General features: G+C 68.9%; 18 protein-coding genes. 6 read left to right on the forward strand and 12 right to left on the reverse strand.

Annotated elements, in window-relative coordinates; translation table 11 throughout:
* The 5 genes from AWB94_RS10225 to AWB94_RS10245 are packed head-to-tail and all read right to left on the reverse strand — an operon-like array spanning position 1 to position 3,804.
* Entirely contained in the window at positions 1–648 is a 648-nt protein-coding gene (locus AWB94_RS10225) for an O-methyltransferase (RefSeq protein WP_062660367.1), read from the reverse strand.
* Positions 648–1,136: a TIGR04338 family metallohydrolase gene (locus AWB94_RS10230; RefSeq protein WP_062660368.1), complete on the reverse strand. Its 489-nt coding sequence runs from the start codon at positions 1,134–1,136 to the stop codon at positions 648–650. The genes AWB94_RS10225 and AWB94_RS10230 overlap by 1 nt, the downstream gene beginning before the upstream one ends.
* A 19-nt stretch (positions 1,137–1,155) precedes the next feature.
* Positions 1,156–1,896, reverse strand: coding sequence for a DUF2786 domain-containing protein (locus AWB94_RS10235; RefSeq protein ID WP_062660369.1), 741 nt, complete (start codon positions 1,894–1,896; stop codon positions 1,156–1,158).
* Positions 1,897–1,927: 31 nt separating this feature from the next.
* Positions 1,928–2,968, reverse strand: coding sequence for an alpha/beta hydrolase family protein (locus AWB94_RS10240; RefSeq protein ID WP_062660370.1), 1,041 nt, complete (start codon positions 2,966–2,968; stop codon positions 1,928–1,930).
* Positions 2,965–3,804 carry an alpha/beta hydrolase gene (locus AWB94_RS10245; protein WP_062660371.1) on the reverse strand — a complete coding sequence of 280 codons (840 nt, stop codon included), beginning with the start codon at positions 3,802–3,804 and terminating at the stop codon, positions 2,965–2,967. Before AWB94_RS10245 ends, AWB94_RS10240 begins: the two co-directional genes overlap by 4 nt.
* A gap of 52 nt (positions 3,805–3,856) precedes the next feature.
* Here AWB94_RS10245 and AWB94_RS10250 point away from each other — a divergent pair, with 52 nt between their 5' ends.
* Positions 3,857–4,870: a sigma-70 family RNA polymerase sigma factor gene (locus tag AWB94_RS10250; RefSeq protein ID WP_062660372.1), complete on the forward strand. Its 1,014-nt coding sequence runs from the start codon at positions 3,857–3,859 to the stop codon at positions 4,868–4,870.
* A gap of 29 nt (positions 4,871–4,899) precedes the next feature.
* Here AWB94_RS10250 and AWB94_RS10255 read toward each other — a convergent pair whose 3' ends face one another.
* Together AWB94_RS10255 and AWB94_RS10260 are read right to left on the reverse strand one after the other, a co-directional pair.
* A complete protein-coding gene (locus AWB94_RS10255) occupies positions 4,900–5,811 on the reverse strand; it encodes a type IV toxin-antitoxin system AbiEi family antitoxin (protein WP_084395564.1) in 912 nt (303 codons plus the stop codon).
* 147 nt (positions 5,812–5,958) lie between these two features.
* Complete coding sequence (locus AWB94_RS10260; RefSeq protein ID WP_062660373.1) at positions 5,959–6,453, reverse strand: VOC family protein; 495 nt, start codon at positions 6,451–6,453, stop codon at positions 5,959–5,961.
* Between the two features lie 116 nt (positions 6,454–6,569).
* Between AWB94_RS10260 and AWB94_RS10265 the strand changes: the two genes are divergently transcribed.
* Positions 6,570–7,694, forward strand: coding sequence for an NDMA-dependent alcohol dehydrogenase (locus AWB94_RS10265; RefSeq protein ID WP_062660374.1), 1,125 nt, complete (start codon positions 6,570–6,572; stop codon positions 7,692–7,694).
* 64 nt (positions 7,695–7,758) lie between these two features.
* Here the strand turns inward: AWB94_RS10265 and AWB94_RS10270 are convergent, their stop codons facing one another.
* Positions 7,759–8,535, reverse strand: a complete 777-nt coding sequence (locus AWB94_RS10270) for an SDR family NAD(P)-dependent oxidoreductase (RefSeq protein WP_062660375.1) — start codon at positions 8,533–8,535, stop codon at positions 7,759–7,761.
* Positions 8,536–8,646: 111 nt separating this feature from the next.
* Between AWB94_RS10270 and AWB94_RS10275 the strand changes: the two genes are divergently transcribed.
* Complete coding sequence (locus AWB94_RS10275) at positions 8,647–10,185, forward strand: class I SAM-dependent methyltransferase (RefSeq protein WP_131805465.1); 1,539 nt, start codon at positions 8,647–8,649, stop codon at positions 10,183–10,185.
* Between the two features lie 6 nt (positions 10,186–10,191).
* On the opposite strand, the gene AWB94_RS10280 is transcribed toward AWB94_RS10275, so the two are convergent.
* Together AWB94_RS10280 and AWB94_RS10285 are read right to left on the reverse strand one after the other, a co-directional pair.
* The gene (locus AWB94_RS10280; RefSeq protein WP_062660482.1) at positions 10,192–10,806 is read right to left on the reverse strand and encodes a maleylpyruvate isomerase family mycothiol-dependent enzyme; all 615 of its coding nucleotides are present in this window, start codon (positions 10,804–10,806) and stop codon (positions 10,192–10,194) included.
* A 4-nt stretch (positions 10,807–10,810) separates the two neighbouring features.
* Positions 10,811–11,272 carry a MarR family winged helix-turn-helix transcriptional regulator gene (locus AWB94_RS10285; RefSeq protein WP_062660377.1) on the reverse strand — a complete coding sequence of 154 codons (462 nt, stop codon included), beginning with the start codon at positions 11,270–11,272 and terminating at the stop codon, positions 10,811–10,813.
* 67 nt (positions 11,273–11,339) lie between these two features.
* On the opposite strand from AWB94_RS10285, the gene AWB94_RS10290 reads away from it, so the two are divergent.
* Both AWB94_RS10290 and AWB94_RS10295 read left to right on the forward strand, forming a co-directional pair.
* Entirely contained in the window at positions 11,340–12,101 is a 762-nt protein-coding gene (locus AWB94_RS10290; protein WP_062660378.1) for a pirin family protein, read from the forward strand.
* Positions 12,082–13,371: a PQQ-dependent sugar dehydrogenase gene (locus AWB94_RS10295; protein ID WP_201029647.1), complete on the forward strand. Its 1,290-nt coding sequence runs from the start codon at positions 12,082–12,084 to the stop codon at positions 13,369–13,371. Before AWB94_RS10290 ends, AWB94_RS10295 begins: the two co-directional genes overlap by 20 nt.
* A 10-nt stretch (positions 13,372–13,381) precedes the next feature.
* Here AWB94_RS10295 and AWB94_RS10300 read toward each other — a convergent pair whose 3' ends face one another.
* The gene (locus AWB94_RS10300; protein ID WP_234811683.1) at positions 13,382–15,901 is read right to left on the reverse strand and encodes a phosphoenolpyruvate synthase; all 2,520 of its coding nucleotides are present in this window, start codon (positions 15,899–15,901) and stop codon (positions 13,382–13,384) included.
* Between the two features lie 255 nt (positions 15,902–16,156).
* On the opposite strand from AWB94_RS10300, the gene AWB94_RS10305 reads away from it, so the two are divergent.
* A complete protein-coding gene (locus AWB94_RS10305; RefSeq protein WP_084395572.1) occupies positions 16,157–17,245 on the forward strand; it encodes a phosphodiester glycosidase family protein in 1,089 nt (362 codons plus the stop codon).
* A 13-nt stretch (positions 17,246–17,258) separates the two neighbouring features.
* Here the strand turns inward: AWB94_RS10305 and AWB94_RS10310 are convergent, their stop codons facing one another.
* On the reverse strand, positions 17,259–19,676 hold the full coding sequence (locus AWB94_RS10310; RefSeq protein ID WP_133058217.1) for an alpha/beta hydrolase family protein: 2,418 nt from the start codon (positions 19,674–19,676) through the stop codon (positions 17,259–17,261).
* Between the last annotated feature and the right edge of the window lie 323 nt (positions 19,677–19,999).

Here is a 19,999-nt window from a genome sequence, read left to right on the forward strand (position 1 = left end):
CTATCTCACGACGGCGATGGCGAACCCGTCCCAGCCTTTGGTGCCGACGGTCTGGATGGCGGCGGTGTCCAGCCGGGGGTGTCGGCCCATCATCGCCAGCATGTCGCGCACGCCGTGGGCCTGCGCGTCATTCGCCGCCGGCTCCAGCACCCGGCCCATCCGCGTGACGTTGTCGACGACGATCACCGCGCCGGGCTCGGCGAGCCGGACCGCCCATTCGACATAGGCGGTGTTGTTCTCCTTGTCGGCGTCGACGAAGAAGAAGTCGAACGGGCCCGACAGTGTGGGCAGCGTATCCAACGCCGCACCGACGATCACCTCGACCCGGTCGGCCACCGCCGCGCGCTGCAGATTCCTGCGGGCCACCTCGGCATGCCGGGCGTCGAACTCCAGCGACACCACCCGCCCGTCCGGTCCGGCACCGCGGGCCAGACAGATGGTGGAATAACCGGCCAGCGTGCCGATTTCGAGAATCCGGCGGGCCCCGCGAATCCCGGCCAGTAGTTGCAGCAGACGGCCGTGCTGGGCCGATACCTCGATGGCTGGCATGGATTCGGCTGCCGCGGACTCGCGCGCCGCCCGCAATGCATCATCCTCGGTGGCCAACAGTTCCCCGAACAACGCGTCCACCGCGACCGGATCGGCCATCAGTGCACCCCTTCCTTGGCATAGACCACCCGCAACACATGCGCCACCTCCGGTCCCATCACGGCACCGGCCAGCTCAGCGAAGGTGGTGACGAACTCCGGCCCGTGCGGTGCGCCGTCTGCGCAGAGATGATGCGCAAGCTCGTGCAGCACAACGAGTTCGCGCAACGCCCAGGTGGTGTGCCGGTCCGGCACCGCCATGGTTGCGGTGTCCGCTTCGTAATGCGCGGCCGTCAGTCCACGCCGGGCCCGCACCGCCACCGGCCCGGCACCCGGCCAGCGCTCTCGCACGGCGGGCAAGGCCAGCACCTCGTCGAGGTAGCGGCGGACCGCGTCCAGTGACGCGAACCGGGCCTCCGGCGGCAGCGTCAGCTGGGTGCCGAAGAAGTCCATCGCGCCGTTACCCCGTTGGGCCGCACGGTCGAACATCGTCCGGACGAACCCTTCGGCGGCATACACTTTCGCGCGCTGGGCATCGCGTTCGGTCATGGTCGCGTCATGGTCGCGGTCATGGCCTCAAGGGGCTGCGGGCACCCGGCAACTCCTGGCTGGGCCCGAGCCGGGCCCGCTTACCGGCCCGGTCACCGGCACGCCGGGCGGCCGACGAGTATCCCGCCGAGGCGCTGCTGGCCCGCCAGGTGCCCCGCGCCGACGACGTTTCCCGGTAGAACGACCTGAGTTCAAGATCCTTGTTGCGCAAGGCCAGCGCCGTGCCCGGGCGGTCTTGGCGGTCCGCTTCGCGCTCGGCTTCCGCCTTGGCTTCGGCCAGCCGCTGCCCCACCCTGGCGCCGAAGGCCAGCTGGAAGTTCAGCCGCGCGGTGATGGTCGGCGTCGGACGGTGTGCACCGGAATTGATGTACGCCTCGGAGGCCTTGACCATCTGGGTCACCAGGCTGGCATACAGCGCGTGCGTGGCGTCGATGTCCTCGGCGAACCCGTACGCCTGGACATAGGTGGAATTGGTCGCCACGTCGCAGGTGAGGTCGTTGGCCAGCCCGATGACCACGAACAGCTGCACGTAGGTGCGAAGGCCCTTGGTGCCGGCCGGCCCGATGGTGATGGTGCGCTGCACGGGCAGCTGGGCCTTGGTGCGCTGCGCCGAATGTGCCCGGGCCACCGCCAGGTCGATGGACGTCGCGGTGGCCAGCCGCTGGGCGGCCGCCATGAAGGCCTCCGCCTCGTGCGCGTTGTCGGTGCCCTCGGCCTGGCGAAGCAGTGCCGCGATCCGGGCCAGCATCTTGTCGCTCATGTTCCTCAGGCTAACCGCTCAGTCCGACAACCTATTTCGTCACAAAAGTGTTCAGCGCATCGGTCAACTGCGGGGATAATGGCGCCTGCTTCGCGTAGTTGGCCACGTTGTCGCTGGGATCGTCGCGCAGCACATGGTTGACGCCCTTGAGCCGGACCACGGTGAGCGCGGTGTGCGCCAGCGCGCCGATCAACGTCTGCTCGTCCGGGCAGCCGGCCTGGTTGTCGGCGTCGGAACAGGTCAGCAGCACCGGTGTGGCAGCGGGGACCTTGGCGGCGAGGGCCACGGGGTCGATGGAGTCGGCCTCGACAACGGCTTTGACGTTCTGCGCGTTGAGGATTGCCGACAATCCCTCCGGCAGTTTGTCCGGGGCGGTGCGCTGCGTCCTGGCCTGGGCCACCGCGGCGTTCCAGGCGGCGACGACGGCGTCGGCCTGCTCGCGGGTCTTGGCACCGGAGCTGACCGCGGCGTCCACATCGGCATGCACCCGTCCGGTGATGATGTCCAGGTACCGGCCCGACAACGGCTGGAACAGCCCCAGCGAGTGGATCTTGGGCGCGTCGGAACCGGCGACGGCACCATCGGCGGCCAGGGTCATCGCATGAATCGTGCCCTCTCCCAGGGCGTATACCGACAGCTTGGCGGGATCGACGCCGGGCCGGCCGGCCAGGAAACGGATCGCCGCGCGGGCACCCGTGGTGTACACCGCGCTACCCACCTCGGTGGGGTGGTCCTTGTACTTGCCCAGGCCGGTCCGACCGGTGCCGACCTTGTCATAGCGCAGTGTCGCGATTCCGTGGTCGGACAGGTACTCGGCCAGCTGACGCATATTGCCGACGGGGCCGGCCACCGCGTTGTCCCCGTTGCGATCGGTCTGGCCGCTCTCGGAGATCAGCAGGGCCGCCGGGCCCGGGGTGCCCTGATGCCGGAACGTGCCGTGGATCGTCAGGCCGTCGGCGTCGAAGCTGACGTCCTCGTCCACCCACCCTTTGGGCTCGGTGTTCTTCTCCGCCGAGCAGCCGCCGCCGACCAGCAGCACCACCGCCAGCAGCGCCAGGAGGATCCGTCTCACAACCGGGTCTCGATCCAGGTGGTCACGTCGTCGAGCACCAGCGCGCGCTCGGGTTCGTTGAACACCTCGTGGTACAGCTCCGGGTAGACCTTGAGGTTGACGTCCTGCGATGCCACGCACTCCACCAGCCGTTCGCTGCCTGCCACCGGGATGAGCTTGTCCTGACCGCCGTGCACCACCAGCAGTGGCGCGGTCAGCGCCGACGCCCGTTGCGGCATGGTCTCCCCGATGCCGATGAGCGCCTTGGCGATCCCGGCCGGCAGCTTGCCGTGATGCACCAGCGGGTCGGCCTCGTAGGCTGCCACCACCTGCGGGTCCCGCGACACGGCGTCGGCGGGCAGGTCCTCGACGGGCAGGCCGGGCAGCAAGCTGCCGAGCACCTTGGCCACCGCGATCATCACCGGGGACACCGCGTCCTGGGCGTACACCGCGGGCCCGGACAGCACCATCGCCGCGTAGTCGTCGGGGTGTTCGACGCCGTAGGAGAACACCACACCGCCACCCATGCTGTGCCCGAGCACCACCCGCTTGAGTTCCGGGTGCGCCGCCGTCGCGATGCCGACGAGGTGGTGGAAGTCCTCGGTGTACTCGGAGATGTCCTTGAGGTAGACGCGTTTGCCGCCGGAGCGGCCGTGCCCGCGCAGGTCCAGGGCGTAGGTGAGCAGTCCGGCCTCGCCGAACCGCTGCGCGACATGGTCGTAGCGGCGGGCGTGCTCGGCGTAGCCGTGGCAGAGCACGACGACGCCGTTCGGGTCTACACCCGGGGTCCAGACGTCGTAGACGATGCGGGTGCCTCCGACACCGTCGAAGCTGCGTTCAGTGCGTGTGGTGGCCACCCGACGAGCCTAACGGGGGGCCGCCGCGATCGGAGGCCGCGAGGGCACGCGTTTGTCGGTGCCGGTGCGTAAGCTCTCAAGCGTGAGCGTCCTCACAGATATGGCCGGCCGTTCCGCGAAGGCGGATTCCCCCGACGCGTTCCTCGCGGACGCGCAGCAGTACCGGCGCGAGCTGCTGGCGCACTGCTACCGGATGACCGGCTCCGTGCACGACGCCGAGGATCTGGTGCAGGAGACCTTCCTGCGGGCCTGGAAGTCCTACGACGGGTTCGAGGGCAAATCCTCGGCCCGCACCTGGCTGTACCGCATCGCCACCAACACCTGCCTGACCGCCATCGAGAACAAGCAGCGCCGGCCGCTGCCGTCTGGCCTGGGCACCGACAGCGCCGACCCGACCACCGAGATCCTCGAACATCACGAGGTGCCCTGGCTGGAGCCGCTGCCGGACACCGCCGAGGTGGTGCAGTCCAGGGAGTCGGTGCGGCTGGCCTTCGTCGCGGCACTGCAGCATCTGTCCCCGCGGCAGCGGGCCGTGCTGGTGCTGCGCGACGTATTGCAGTGGCGCGCAGCCGAAGTCGCCGATGCGATCGGTTCGTCGACGGCCGCGGTGAACAGCCTGCTGCAGCGGGCCCGCGCCCAGCTGGACGAGGTGGGCCCCAGCCAGGACGATACGCTGTCGGCGCCCGAGTCCCCGGAAGCGCAGGAACAACTGCGCCGCTACATCGCGGCGTTCGAGGCCTACGACATCGACAAGCTGGTGACCCTGTTCACCGAAGAGGCCATCTGGGAGATGCCGCCCTTCGACACCTGGTACCGCGGCCCGGAAGCGATCGGTCTGCTCTCCAAGCACAAGTGCCCGGCCGAGCGTCCCGGCGATATGCGGTTCATCACCACCACCGCCAACGGCCAGTCCGCGGCCGCGATGTACATGCGCAATCCGCAGACCGACGTGCACGAGGCGTTCCAGCTGCACGTCCTGGACATCACGCCCGGCGGTATCGCGCACGTCGTGGCGTTCATGGAGCCGCGCCTGTTCGAGACCTTCGGGCTGCCCGCGGCACTTTGAGTGTCGGGTTCGGGCTCGCTTTCTTCGCCTCAGCGCGCCCCAGGCCGACACTCGGGTGAATCGCCGATCCATGGGCAGCCGGCGTTCCGCAGGGCGGAGCGGACCCGCGTGACCAGGACGTGCGGGCGGCGACGCAGCAGATCCGCGCTGACGCGAATGATCGTCCACTTCAGTGCCGAAAGCTCGGCCGATCGGTCGATGTCCCGGGTGCGCTGGACAGGATCGGTCCAGTGCTGGGCGCCGTCGTATTCGACGCCGACCTTGAACTCGTCCCATCCCATGTCCAGGCGCGCCACGAAATCGCCGTATACGTTCCGCACCACGATCTGGGTGCGCGGCTGTCGCAAACCCGCGTCGAGCAGCACCAGTCTGGTCCTCGTCTCCTGGGGCGATTCCGCGCCACCGTCCATCAGCGACAGCGCCTCGCGCAGCCCGAGGATCCCGCGCATTCCGCGGTGCCTCTCCACGAGCGCAGCGACATCGTGTGCACACACACCCGAAGCCTGGGCGAGCGCATCCAACGCCGTCACGGCCGGGACACGGTCGAGACGGCGGCCCAGGTCGAAGGCGGTGCGGGCTGGCGTCGTCACCGGTATGCCGCGAACCGTCATCACCTCGTCACCGCGCAGCACCTCACGATGGACGACGATGCCGTCGACGTCGGCTGCCCCGCGCCGAGTCAACTCCGCGGGTGCCTCCTGGTCGATCCACTTCGAGCCGAGCAGCGCCGCGGCCGACATCCCTGACAGGACCGCCCGACGATCCGACCAAAGCCACGCCGCGATGGCGCGGCGCACCGGCGTCAGTTCCACGCCGTTGGGCAGATAGACGTTGCGATAGATCAGGCGGTGCCGACTGCGCAGCGTGCGTTTGGTGACGAGCCCGGCCGAGCGGGCCTCGGTCCCGAGGAACGGCAATGCGGGGTCCATGCCGACGTTCATGGCAACAATGTCGTCGCCCCCACCGACCGAGCACGCGTGCCCGCCGCGGCGGAAACCGATCCGTGTGGATGAATCCGCGGCTGGGGATGAAACCGAATGTTGGGTTCGGGCACGACGAATGCCGCGCCACGTGACTCAACCCGACACTCAGCCTTCGCCCCGTACCGCCGCCTGCAGCGCGGCAATGTCGAACTTGCCGACGGTCGTCAGCACCGCGTTCATCAACCGGTCCTGGGCCGCCGCGTCACCCTCGGCCAGCAGGTCGTAGTACTCGGTCGGGGTGACCTGCCAGGACAGCCCGTATTTGTCCTTGAGCCAGCCACACGGCTGCTCGGACCCGCCTTCGACCAGTGCGGCCCACAGCCGGTCCAGCTCGTCCTGACCGCTGACCCGCACCTCTAGCGACACGGCCTCGGTGAAGGTGAACTGCGGTCCGCCGTTGATCCCGACGATCCGCTGACCGGCGAGCTCGAACTCGACCACCACGGGCACGTCCTGCGGCGACGGCGACGCGGGGTGGGCGGCGATCGTGGTGATGATCCGGCCGTTGCCGCCGAACGCGGCGATGTAGTGCTCGGCGGCCTCCTCGGCCTGCCGGTCGAACCAGAGGTTGGGAACGATGTGGGCGCTGATCTGAGTCATACGAGGTAGACCGGCACCGCCCGCGAGATTCATCGCACAATTCATCGAAGCAGACGAATCAGCACTTCACAGGGTCGATAGCCATAAATCTAGAACCTGTTCTATGATCGCATGCCATGAAGACCAAGGGCGCCCTGCTGTGGGAACTCAACTCGCCGTTCACAGTCGATGAGATCGAGCTCGGTGACCCCGTCGCCGATGAGGTCCAGATCCGCATGCATGCCGCGGGGATGTGCCATTCCGACTACCACATCACCACCGGCGCCACCCCGATCGGCCTGCCCGCCCTCGGCGGACACGAGGGTGCGGGGGTGGTCACCAAGGTCGGCAAGAACGTCACCGGCATCGAGGAGGGCGACCACGTCATCCTCGCGTTCATCCCGGCGTGCGGGCAGTGTCCGCCGTGCCTGAAGGGCTTCCGCTCGCTGTGCGACCGCGGCGCCGTCCTGCTCGGCGGCAAGGCCATCGCCGACGGCACCAACCGCATCCACGCGGGATCCCACGAGGTGTCCCCGATGAACCTGCTGGGCACCTTCGCGCCCTACATGACGGTGCACAAGGATTCGGTCGTCAAGATCGACAAGGACATCCCGTTCGAGACCGCCGCCATCATGGGCTGCGCCGTGCCCACCGGGTTCGGATCGGCCACCAACGTCGCCGAGGTGAAGCCGGGCGAGACGGTGATCGTCATAGGTGTGGGCGGCATCGGGATGAGCGCCCTGCAGGGCGCGGTGATCTCGGGAGCCAAGCACGTCATCGCCATCGACCCGAACGAATGGAAGCGCGAACAAGCCATCAAGTTCGGCGCCACCCACGTCTACCCGTCGATGGCCGAAGCCATCGCGCCCGTCATCGACACCACCTACGGCCTGATGGCGGACAAGGTGATCATCGCCGTCGGCGAGATGAAGGGCGAGTACATCGAAGAGGCGATGATCCTGACGGCCAAGACCGGCACCTGTGTGGTGACGGGCATGGGCTCGATGTTCGACGCCGACGTGAAGCTGAACCTGTTCCTGTTCACCATGTTGCAGAAGACGTTGAAGGGCAACATCTTCGGCGGCGGCAGCAGTCACGTCGAGACCCCGCGGCTGGTGGCGCTGTACAAGTCCGGCCTGCTCAACATCGACGACATGATCACCCGGACCTACAAGCTCGAGGACATCAATCAGGGCTACCAGGACATGCTGGACGGGAACAACATTCGCGGCGTGATCCGCTTCGACGAGTCGGACTGGTAGGTCGCACACGCCCCCATACGCAAAAGGGCCCCCGCACCTGCGGGGGCCCTTCGCGTGAACCGGGTTACTTGGGTGGCATCCGGATGCCACCGTCGACGCGGACCACCTCGGCGTTCATGTAGGAGTTGGTGATCAGCTCGATGACCATCGAGGCCAGCTCCTCGGGCTTGCCGAGGCGGTGCGGGAACAGCACCGACTCACCGAGCTTGGCCTTGAAGGCTTCGGACGCCTCGCCCTCGCCGTAGATCGGGGTGTCGATCAGGCCGGGCGCCACGGTGTTCACCCGGATGCCCACGGCGGCCAGGTCGCGGGCGACCGGCAGGGTCAGGCCCACGACGCCGCCCTTGGACGAGCTGTAGGCGGCCTGGCCGATCTGGCCGTCGAACGCCGCGACGCTGGTCAGGTTGACGATCGCGCCACGCTCGCCGGTGTCGGTGGGCTCGTTGCGGCTCATCGCGGTGGCGGCCAGCCGGATGCAGTCGAAGGTGCCGACCAGGTTGATCGCCAGCACCTTCTTGTAGACGTCCAGGTTGTGCGCCGACTCGAACTGCCCGTCCTTACCGATGGTGCGCTGGGCCCAGCCGATGCCCGCGGAGTTCACCAGGGCGCGCAGCGGACCGAGGTCGGCGGCGGTGTTCACGGCGTCGACGATCTGGTCGGTGTTGGTGACGTCGACGGTGACGAAGACGCCGCCGATCTCGTGCGCGAGTTCCTGCCCTTTTTCGGCGTTCAGGTCCGCGACGACAACCCTGGCGCCCTTGGCCGCCAGCTGGCGTGCGCTGGCCGCGCCGATACCCGACGCGCCACCGGTGACGATTGCACTAGCTCCATTGATATCCACGACGACAGACTAAGGCCTATCCACCGGTGGGTCGGGCGCGGCACGGAGAGTTCACCTGCACCGCGTACCGTGCCGCGCAGTTTTGCGTGGGCACAGACAGGAGTTGTGGCATTGACCGCCATCGACATGCTTCGTTCCGACTACGACGAGACCCCATACGTCTCGAATTCGTTCCCGCAGTCGGCGCCGGGGACGCTGGCCGCGGTGGCCCATCTGTTCGGGCTGCAGCCGCCGGCCGTCGCGACCGCCCGGGTGCTCGAGATCGGGTGCGCCGCCGGCGGCAACATCGTGCCGTTCGCCGCAACCCATCCGGACGCCGAGGTGGTGGGCATCGACCTCTCCGAGGTCCAGATCGAGGCCGGACGCGACCGGGTGCAGGCGCTGGGCATCGAGAACCTGCGGTTGATCGCCGGCGATATCGCCCGGATGGACCTGGCCGCGCTGGGCAGGTTCGACTACATCGTCGCCCACGGCGTGTACAGCTGGGTGCCCGACGAGGTCGCCGAAGCCCTGCTGGCCGCGGTCCGCACCGGCCTGACCGCCGACGGCGTCGCCTACCTGAGCTACAACGTGTACCCGGGCTGGAAGACCAAGGAGGTCGTGCGCGACGCCATGCTGCTGGCCGCCGGCGCCGGCCAGGCCCCGGAGGACAAGGTGCGCCAGGCCCGTGGCATGGCCGACTTCCTGGCGGAGGTGGCCCCGGCTGAGGGTGTGCTGGCGGCCATCCTGGCCGAGTGGCGAGCGGCCGACGAGGGTTTCGGCGACTCGTATCTGCTGCACGACGAGCTCGAGACGTTCAACACGCCGCGCTACTTCTACGAGGTGCTCGCCAGGGCGAACGCGCACGGGCTGGCCTATCTGGGCGAGGCGCGCCCGGAGGTGATGATCCCGGCCAACCACGGCCCGAAGGTCGCCGAATACCTGGCCGCCAACGGCGTCACCGCTCAGGTGCTGGTGGAGCAATACCTGGACTTCGTCACCAACCGCACCTTCCGGCAGTCCCTGTTCGTGCCCGCCGAACGGGCACAGCAGATCGACTACAACCCGACGGCCGACCGGTTCCGCCGGTTGCACCTGGCGGCGCTGGTGCCACCGATCGACGGACCGGTCCGCCTCGATGATTCCCGCCAGGAGTTCCGGCAGGCCGACGGGGCCACGCTGTTCACCAACGCACCGGCGATCAAAGCGGCGCTGGACGTGCTCGGCACGCGCTGGCCGTGGACGGTGTCGCACGATGAACTGGTGGCCGTCACCCACGAGCGGCTGCTCGACGCGGGAACGCAGCCGAGTCCGGACCTGGCCGCCCACCTCGACGATCTGATCAGTGTGCTGGTGATGCAGGGCCAAGCCCATTACCGACTGGACCCGGTGCGCCCCGATCCGATGGGCACCATGCCGCGCATCGACGAATATGCCAGGCGCGCTGCGGAATTGACCAGTAATACCGACGACGCGGCCACCTTCAACCGCTGGCACGAAACGGTGCCGCTGGAGCCGCTGGATCGGCAGCTGCTGCCGCTGCTCGACGGCAGTCGCGACGACGATCAGCTGATCGAGGCGCTGCTGGCCGGCGGGGCGGGCACCCGCGACGTGGTCACCGAGCAGGTGCGCACCCTGCGCCATCGGCTCGCCGAGCTGAAGCTGGCCTGACTCCGCTCAGCACAGCAATTCCACCCCGGCACCGGACAGCTCGGCGCGCACCTGCGCGGCCCGCCCGGTCATCGCCAACAGCAGTGCCTCGGCGGCGCCCCGCACCTGTGGTCCGCGCCCGGCGGCCCAGTCCAGATCGGTGGCCTCCAGCCGCAGCCCGCGGGTGCGCCGGGCCGCGCCGATCACCGGGCTCGCCCTGGCGTAGCGGAGCGCGTAGCGCAGCGCAGCGGGATCGACGACCCGGGGCAGCCGCAGTGGCCGGCGGATGTCCTGTTGATGGATCAGGCATTCGATCAGCGCCACCCGGCCGCCGTACAGCGCGCCGGCGCCGGCCGGCCGGGCGTCCTGGTGCATCAGTTCGGTGAGCCGGGCCGGCGACAGCAGGCGGTGCTCGGCCAGGGCGTGGGCGTTCAGCCGATCGACGTTGCACCGGGTGGCAAACATGCTGCGGGCCAATGCCATCCGGCTCTGGTCCAGGTAGGCGATGGTGTGTACCACGACATCGCGCACGGTCCACCCCGCGCAGAGGCTGGCGGCATCCCACTGCTCGGCGGTCAGGCCGTCCAGCAGGTCGGCGAAGGCCTCGCGTTCGGCCCGGGCCAGGGCGTGCACGGCTGCCACCGGCTCAGTCTGCCCCATCTGCCCCATCGAGACGGTCCAGTGCGCGGGCCAGCCACCGCCCGACCGCCGCGGTCTGCCCCGCACTCATCCCGTCGAACAGCACCTCGCGTACCAGGGCGACGTGTCCGGGCGCCGCGGCGGCCAGGGCCTGGCGGCCGGTGGCGGTGATCTCCACCGTCACCCCACGGCGGTCACCCGCAGCCCCGTGCCGGGCCACCAGGGCCCGGTCGGTCATCCGGCGCAGCTGATGCGACACCCGGCTCTGCTCCCAGCCGAGCCGCTCACCGAGCTCGTTCATCCGGCAGCCCGGGCGTTCCTCCAGCGCGACCAGTACCTCGTAGTCGGCCAGCGACAGCCCGCAGTCGGCTTGCAGCTGCCGGTTCATCGCGGCCTGCAGCCGGGAGGTCATGGTCAGGTAGTCGCGCCAGACGCGCTGCTGGTCCTCGTTCAGCCACACGGAATACATGACACATCATCTATGTTGTGGTGTCCAGTACCGGCACCTAGGCTGGCATCGAATCGCAAGGAGAACCATGAGCAGCACCGCAACCATCGACATCCGCCGCGCCGGTGACCGGGCGGCCACCAAGATCTCGTGGCTGGACTCCAAGCACTCGTTCTCGTTCAGCGACCACTACGACCCCGCCAACACGCATCACGGTCTCCTGCTGGTCAACAACGACGACATCGTCAAGCCCGGCGCCGGGTTCGAGACGCACCCGCACCGGGACATGGAAATCGTCACCTGGGTGCTGCGCGGGTCGCTGGTGCACCAGGATTCCACCGGCCACTCCGGCGTCATCTATCCCGGCCTGGCTCAGCGCATGTCGGCCGGGCGCGGCATCCTGCACTCGGAGAAGAACGACTCCTGGAACCTGACCGGTGGCGAGACCCATTCGGAGCCGGTGCATTTCGTACAGATGTGGGTGCTGCCCGACCAGGCCGGCATCACCCCCGGCTACCAGCAGCTGGAAATCGACGACGAACTGCTGCGCGGCGGGCTGGTGACCATCGCCTCCGGGATGCCCGAGCACCGCAACAACACCGCCATCAGCATCGCCAACCGGTTCGCCGCCCTGCACGGGGCCCGGCTGCAACCCGGTGACTCGGTGCAGCTGCCCGAGGCGCAGTACCTGCACCTGTTCGTGCCGCGGGGCGAGGTGGTCCTGGAAGGTGCGGGCGGCCTGCAGGAGGGCGACGCCGCGCGGTTGACGGCCACCGGCGGACAACGCGTCACCGCCACCACCGACGCCGAGATCCTGGTCTGGGAGATGCATGCCGGGTTGGCGGCATAGCCGAAAGCTGTTGTGCAGCCTCGCCGTAGCGGGGCTGCTGACCGGCTGCGGCGAGGGCCGGTCAGGTGGCGGTGCACCGGTGCCGGGCAGCCCGACCGCCCCCGCCGCCGCACCGGCCGGCCTGGTACCCGTGACCGTCACCGTCCCCGCCGGCCTGGACCAGCGGCCCTTCGACACCGCCCGGCAGGCACTGGTGCCGCCGGGATGGACGATGTCGGTGTGGGCCAGGGTGCCCAAGGCCCGACTGGCCGCCTGGGCACCGGACGGGCGGCTGCTGGTATCGCTGCCCGGCACCGGCCAGATCGTCACGGTGGCCGGCGGCGTGGGCAGGCCACTGCTGGAGGGGCTCACCCAACCGCACGGCCTGGCCTTCGCCGGTGCCACCCTGTTGGTCGCCGAGAGCGACCGGGTCACCGCCTACGACTACCGGGACGGCTCGGCGACCAACCCACGGCCGGTCGCCACCGGCCTGCCCGACGCCCGCAGCCCCGATCTACGCGGCGCCTACTCGCACGCCCTCAAGAGCGTCACCGTGGGACCCGATGGGGCCGTGTACTTCTCGATCGGATCGACCGGCAACATCTCGGCCCACGACCGTACGGCCAGCCCGCCGCGCGCCACCATCATGCGGGTGCCGCCCGGTGGTGGTCCGGCCGCGGTGTACGCCACCGGGGTCCGCAACGGCACCGGCCTGGCAACCGCGCCCGACGGGTCGATCTGGACGGCGGTGAACAACCGGGACAACATCGCCGACCCGGCCACCGGGCAGGTCGACGCGGAGTACGTCGCGGAGAACCCGCCGGAGGCCATCGCCCGCCTCACGCCCGGCCGCGAACTGGGCTGGCCGTACTGCCATCCGATCGGCGGACCGGCCGGCGCCCCGTTCGTCCGCGATGTCCAGACCAACGCGGACGGCGGTGCGCTGGACTGCGCGGCGCTGCCGCCCGTCGAGCAGACCATCGGTGCGCATGCCGCGCCGCTGGGCATGAGTTTCACCGACGGCGCGCTGCCCGCCCCCTACACCACCGGGGCCTTGCTCGGCGTGCACGGATCGTGGAACCGCCGGCCCCCGCGCGCCCCGGAGGTGACGTTCCTGCCATGGCGGTCCGCCACACTGGGCACCGCCCAGACCCTGGTCGGCGGTTTCCAGTCCGCCGACGGAACCCGCTGGGGCCGACCGGTTTCGGCGGTGGTAGGACCCGACGGTGCGGTGTATGTCACCGACGACTACGCCGACGCGGTGTACCGGCTGGCGCCGCCGGGACGCTAGCGGCGATCGGTCAGGCCAGCACCTCGACGTAACCCTCGGTGCCGGCCACCCGGATCCGTTGTCCGTCCCGGATCCGCGTCGTGGCGCCCTCGACGCCCACGACGGCGGGCAGCCCGTATTCCCTGGCGATCACCGCGCCGTGGGTCATCAGCCCGCCCACCTCGGTCACCAGTCCGCCGATACCGACGAACAGCGGCGTCCAGCTGGGATCGGTGTATGCGGTGACCAAGATGTCACCGGCCGCCAGCCGAGCGGAGGCGAAGTCCGTCACGACGCGCGCGCGTCCCTCCACCGTCCCGGCCGACACGGCAAGACCCGGCAGTGCACCGGACGGCAGGCCACTCCGCTGGTAGGCACCGATGACGGCTTCTCCGTCGGAGGTGAGTACCCGCGGTGGCCGCAGCTGCTGATAGCTGCGCAGCGCCGCCTTGCGTTCCTCGATGAGGCGATCGTCCACTCGGTGGGTGCGGCAGACCTCATGCAACTCCTGCAGTCTGAGGTAGTAGGCGTCGTCGGGCGCGCGCAGGACACCGGCCTGTACGAGGCGCTGCGCCTCGCCCAGCAGGGCCCGCTTGTAGACGAAATAGCGGCACACCATGCCGTACTTGGGATATTCGCGGTAGCCGGCAAAGGCGCGCAGCCGGTCGATCATCGATTCGGTCTCGGCGGCCTTGGCGGTACCGTCCGGCAGCGCCCGCAACCGGGCGAGCAGTTCGCGCTTCTTCGCCTCGGCTTGGCGGCGGCCCGTTTCCAGGCGCCGTTGCGCCTCGCCCGGTGCGAAGTTCGCGATATTGGCCAGGATCGTCGGCACCAGGGCCGACGGCTGTTCACTCCACCGCGGCCTGGTGATGTCGATCTCGCCGGTGCACCGCATGCCGTACCTGCCCAGGAAGTCCTGCAGGGCGCGCCGGGCCTGCCGCCCGCCCGGCACGTCGCCGAGTGCGGCCAGCACGTCGCCGTCGGTGTCGCGCCAGCCGGCCAGTAAGGCCACCACATCCGAGTGGGGCCGCATCGCGTCGGCGACGTCGAGCAGCGCGAGCCCCATCTCCGATGTCACGTTGTGCGGCACCGACTGGCTGAGCACGTCGGCGGGGTTCGTCTCACCCAGCCAGTCCCGCAGGTGGTCGTTGAGCCAGTGGGCGGCGTCCATCCCGGCCATGATCACCTGGGTGCTCTCCGGTGCGAACAGGATGCGTTGCAGCTCCGCGAAATCCGCCATGATGAACTCGACGAGTGCTGGTCCCGACAACGGTTCGATATCGCGTTCGAGGGCCGCGAGGCCGGCCCGGCTCCGCTCGATCAGCCCGGTGACGGTGGCCGGATCGGGGACGGTCGGCGGCTCGGTCACGCCCGGCTCGCCGGGCTGATCCGGTTGCGTGCCGACGACGCCCACGCGTTCGGCGATGCTCTGCAGGGCACCGCCGGTCAGCGGGTCCGATCTGAGGAAGCCCTCGACCAGCGCCGCGCGGCTCGCCGGCACCTGCAGCGCGTCCGTCACGTCGACGAAGAGCCGGCCCCCGGCCTCGGCCATCGGCCGCCGGGTGGTCAACTGCCACACGGACAGGCCCAGCGGGGTCATCGCGTCGGTCATCATCTGCTGATGGCACACGGAGACGAAGACATGCGTGCGTTCGTCGTCGACCTCGGGGACGGGGAACAGCGTGGTGATGGGCCGGGACTGCACGACGTGGAAATCGCCGTCGAGCAGGCACCATTCGATGTCCTGAGGATGGCCGAAGTGTGCTTCGATGCGGCGGCCCAGCCGCACCAGGCCGAGCAGGTCGGCATCGGTGAGCACCGGCCGTCCGGCCGCGAGGGTGGCGGTCTCGACCGTCGCGTCGCGTACCCGGTACAGGTCGGCGTCGGCCCGGCCGGAAACCAGGGCGTCGCCGAGGCCGAACACGGCCTCCACCGTGGCCACCCGGCGATTGCCCGATACCGGATCGGCCGTGAACAGCACACCGGCGGCCTGTGCGGGCACCATCAGCTGCACCAGCACCGCCATCCGGATCTTCTTGTGGTCAAACCGATTACGCAACCGGTAGCCGATCACCCGGTCGGTGAACAGCGAGGCCCAGCAGCGCTTCACGTGGCCGACGATCTCCCGGTGCCCGACCACGTCGAGGTAGGAGTCCTGCTGCCCGGCGAACGATGCGGTGGCCAGATCTTCGGCCGTCGCACTCGAGCGCACCGCGCAGGGCCGCTCTACACCCAGCCGGGTCACGGCGCCGCGGATCGCCGTCTCGATTTCGGCTGGCATGGCGGCCCTTTCGAGCGTCGCACGCAGTTGTGCGCTCAGCGCGCCGATGGCGTCGTGGTCGTCGGCGTCCAGCCCGGACAGCCGCTCCAGCAGGGCGGCGTGCGACGGGACGGCGGTGACGAACCGATCGAATGCCTGCACCGTCACACAGAACCCGGGTGGCACCGCAAACCCGTTGCGCGCGAGTTCGCCCAGTCGGGCGGCCTTGCCGCCGACCAGCGCCCGCGCGCCGAGGTCGACCGTGTCCAGATCCAACGTATAAGCCGGCACCATTCCCCCATTCAGCCGCTTTCGCCCGTGCGGGAAGCGATTATGGGGCAAAAATCACGAGCTCATGAGGGCCGCCGCGCGCCGGTATACTGAAGGCAACAGCGTCCTCGTGTTCCGGGGACAGATCCGATTCTTCGCCGCACATCGCGCCTTCCGGCAATTCTCTTGTGGCATAAGCGTTATCAGGCCGTGACGAAAGTTGACAGTGAGTCAGCTGTGATTATCCTGAGCTTCTCGAAAGTTTGCCAGAAGGGGATCGCCGTGCCGAGCGTTGCCGCATGCTTCCTGCGCCTTGCCGTCGGCATCGCGGTGCTCACGGTCACCTCGGCCGTTGCCACCGGCATCGGGGCTCCGGTCGCCGCCGCGGCCGACGGCCGCACCCTATTGGCGAACGCGGTGGCCAACACCCGCGGTTCCTATCTGGTCTACAACTTCGGCCCAGGGTTTCCGGCGCCGATGCTCAACGCCGCCGGCCAGTGGTACGAGATGAGCAACGGCGGCCACCTGATGATCATCAAGGGCGCCACCGGGCGGCTGACCCCACGGTTGCTGGTGGACTCACACACCGGCTATCAATCACGCTGCGAGCGCACCCCCGGTGCCCGCACCGCCGAAGGACTGCTGCAGGCCTCGGAAATCTATTCGCCCATCGCGGCGTGGCAGGCGTTGGGCCGCCCGACCATTGCCGTCAACGCCAACTTCTTCGACATCCGCGGACAACGCGGCGGGTCGTGGAAGACGACGGGCTGCAGCTCGCCACTGGGCGCCTACGTGGACAACACCCGCGGGCAGGGCAAGGCCAACGCAGCGGTGACGGGCACCCTGGCCTACGCGGGCAAGCAGGGGTTGTCCGGCGGCAACGAGATCTGGACACCCCTGTCCACCATGATCCTGCCCGTCTCGGGCGCCCCCTTCGTGATAAGCCCCCGTGCCGGCGACGATTTCGACGCCGCGACGCCGGTCGTCACCGACCTGATGAACAAGGGCACCCGCTTCGTCGCGGTCAGCGGTCTGGGCCTGCTGGCGCCCGGTGACACCGGACAGATGAACGACCCCGGCCCGTCGGCCGCCCGCACCGCGCTGGCCTACGCACGCCAGCGCGACGAGATGTACGTCTTCCAGGGCGGCAGCTACACTCCCGATCAGATCCAAGACCTGTTCCGCGGGTTGGGCAGTGACACCGCCATCCTGCTCGACGGTGGCGGGTCGTCGGCCATCGTGCTGCGGCGCGACAGCGGCGGCATGTGGGCCGGCGCCGGCGTGCCCAAGGGGTCGTGTGACACCTATCAGGTGCTGTGCGACTCGCGCGAACGCGCGCTGCCGGCCTGGCTCGCCTTCAACTGAAAGACGTCGGGGTTCAGGCGGCCTCACCCGTCGAACCGGCGTCCGCCTTCTTCGTCGTGGTCGACCTGGCACCGGCCTTGGTCTCCGAATCGGCCGCGGCCGGCTTCTTCTTCGGGTGCAGCGCCCGGGTGATATCGCGAACGGCGTTGCTCAGCGGGTCCTGCTTCTTGGCCTTGGGTTTCGGCGTCGTCTGGGCCGTGGGCGTGCCGGCCTTGGTGGTGTCGGTCTTGGCGGTATCGGACTTCTCGGTACCGCTCTTGGTGGTGTCGGTCTTATCCGTTTCGGTCTTGTCCGTATCGGTCTTGGCCGTATCGGTCTTGTCCGTATCGGTCTTGTCGGTATCTGCCTCGTCCGTATCGGTCTTGGCCGTGTCCGTCTCGGTGTCGGACTTCTCGGTGTCGGACTTCTCGGTGTCGGACTTCTCGGTGTCGGGGGTCGCCGTGGCGTCCTCCGACGCCGCATGCCGGGGCTCGTTACCCGAATCCTCGGGAACGGGAGTCCCAACCGGTGCCGCATGCTTACCGGTCGAGGTGGCCTCGTCGGCGGTGGTCGCCGCCAACGTCACGGTCTGGGCACCGGCGGTCGGCAGGGCGTCGGCCTTATCCAGTCCAGCGGCGGCCAACCCGGCATTCGCTGCGTCGGTGGCCGCCTTGGTCAGCTCCTTGGCCAGGCTGCCGCTGGTGATGCCCTTGACCAGCTTCACCAGTTCGTCGATCACGTTGGGCGGTGCCGCCGTCGGGTGACCGCTGAAGAACTCCTTCTGGAAACCGTTCACCAGCGACTTGATCACATCGTTGACCACCTGTCCCGGGTTCACGTGCGGGAACGAGAAGAACGGGGTCGGGGTGGCGGCGTCGGTCAGCGTCCTGGTGTACGTCCCGTCGGGATTGCGCACCACATCGGTGTAGCCCAGGTTCACCAAGCTGGTCAGCGCGGGCGCCAGCGCGTTCGCGAGCCGGATCGGGAAGGTACCCAGCGTGCCGAAGCTCACCGCGTTGAGCACGTCCCCGGTCAGGTACAGCGGTTCCAGCAGCGGCAGCGTCGCGGCGGGCAGGGTGAGATAGATGTTGAGCGCCAAGGGGTTTCCGGCGGTGATGTTGCCCACCACATCGCCCACCGCATCGCCGACCTGTTCCAGGACGGTGTCCAGCGTCAAGCCGCGCAGAATGTAGCTGGCACCCACGGTGCCGGCCATCAGGTTGTTGGCCAGCGTGAAGGGATTCGGCCAGGCAGCGAAGTCGGAGAACGGCTGGTACTGGACGGTCGCATCGATCTTCACCGGCAGCACATTGGCGCCGCCGACGGCCAGACCGGTGTTGAGCAGGGGCAGTCCGCCGCTGTGGGTGGCCGCGGTATCCGGGGCCAACAGGTCGATGCCGAGCAGGTCACCGAGCGGGTAGAAGCGCGAGAACATACCGCCGTTCGCCCGGCCCAGGTTGTTCAGCAGCACCATCGGCAGCACGGTGAAATTGCCGACCAGCGGATGGTCACCGGACTGCGTGCCGCCGGGCTGCTTGGCCAACTCGGCCAGGATCTTGGGGTAGGCCGCCCCGGTGGCGAAGGCGCCCAACCCGATTCCGGCCACGATGGGGATCCGCACGTCGGTGATGTTGAGCAGTTCCAGCGGCAGCGCATCGGTGACCGCGTGCAGGGTGTTCACCAGCAGTTGCAGCGGCGCGCCGAGGATGGGCCCGAGACCGTCGATGACGTCGCTGGCCCGCTCGAACACGATATCCAGCAGACCGTCGCCGCTGATATCCAGATAGGGTGTCGAATTGATGGCCTGGGCAACGGCATTCGGGGTTCCCGGGGTCCAGCCGATGTCCACGCCGAGCATCTTCAGCAGACCGAAGGCCGGCCCGGGGGTGATGACGTTGACGCCGGGGATGTCAAGGTTGGCCAGGTCGACGATGTTGGACAGGTCCAGGCCGAGCAGCCCGAGCAGGGCGCTCAAGGTCACGTTGCCCGAGGAATCGGTGAGGCCGATCGCATCAAGCACCGGGATGAGCGCCCCGGAGACCACCGACCCGAGCGCGCCGTCGAGCAGCGAGCCGAGATTGATTTTGACCGCGCCCAGTACCTGGTCGAGCAGGTCCAGCGGGATCTTGTCGAGGATGTCGCTGATGTTGATGTTCAGTCCGCCGGTCAGTGCGGGGACGCTCACCCGGTTCACCAGCGCGTTCGCGATGGCGGCGTACAGGTCCTGGGCCGCGTTGTACGCCGAATTACCCAGTCCGCCAGTGATATCCGACAACACCCCGGGCGGCGGGAACAAACTCGTGGACGCCGCGAGGTGCAGTGGCTGGTCGTGGACCAGGCGCAGCTCGGGACGTGGCTGCAGCGGCTGTGGTGCGGCCGCCCCGACCGTCAGCGCCGTGGCGGTGACGGTCGCCGCCCCCACCACCGCGAGCCGTCTCGTCCGCTCCGTCACCGCGCGATGATTCCCCATGACGCACACGCCTCCCCGTAGCCTGCCAGCCGATGCACAGGACGGTAACACCCGGATCACACCCCCTCCATGGTTTTGCGGGGAAACTCTCGGCCACGTCGAAGGCTTGTGCGCGTTGGGTTTTGGTCAGGACTGCCGCACGATCCGGTCCCGCAAAGAAGAGGGGGTATCCGCCATCGATGTCGCCGGGACCCTCGGTGCCGACACCGACGAGGCAGCGCGGGCGGGGCCGTCACGAGGTCAGAGCCGTGTGCACCACCTGGACGAGCGCCGCCGGTCGGACCGCGGCGCTGCGAAATCGACAC

Origin of the sequence: Mycolicibacterium canariasense (assembly GCF_002101555.1) — a bacterium.
Lineage (GTDB): Bacteria > Actinomycetota > Actinomycetes > Mycobacteriales > Mycobacteriaceae > Mycobacterium > Mycobacterium canariasense.